At 61.3% G+C, this 416-nt stretch carries 1 protein-coding gene; it reads left to right on the top strand.

From position 1 onward, the window contains the following. A partial coding sequence (locus tag OH705_RS26875; protein WP_267303387.1) for an immunoglobulin-like domain-containing protein occupies positions 1-416 on the top strand: 416 nt, incomplete at both ends.

Here is a 416-nt window from a genome sequence, read left to right as displayed (position 1 = left end):
ACCGTCACCATCGTCGGCAACGGCAATGTCACTGAAGACCAGCAGCCGTCGTTCACCGTCAAGGTCAGCCAGAAACTGGCGCAGGACCTGACCGTGACTCTGAGCAACGGCGACAAGGTGGTGATCCCGGCCGGTCAAACCCAGACCGAGTACAAGGCTGCCGCCCAGGGCGACGATGTGTTCAAGGATGGCAGCTCGCTGACCGTCGGCATCACCGATGCCGCAGTCACCGGCAAGACCTTCGAAAACCTGGAGCTCGGTGGCAACGCCACTGTGCAGATCACCGATACCATCAATGAAGTCGTCGCGACCCTGACCGCCGACAAGAGCACTGTGTCCGAAGGTGGCCAGATCACCTACACCGTGACGCTGACCAACGCCCAAGGTCTGCCGGTCAACGGCCACAATGGCCTGAC

Origin of the sequence: Pseudomonas sp. BJa3 (assembly GCF_026343815.1) — a bacterium.
Taxonomy (GTDB): domain Bacteria; phylum Pseudomonadota; class Gammaproteobacteria; order Pseudomonadales; family Pseudomonadaceae; genus Aquipseudomonas; species Aquipseudomonas soli.
The sequence above is the reverse complement of the archived record's forward strand: the minus strand, read 5'-3'. Positions and strand labels throughout refer to the sequence as shown.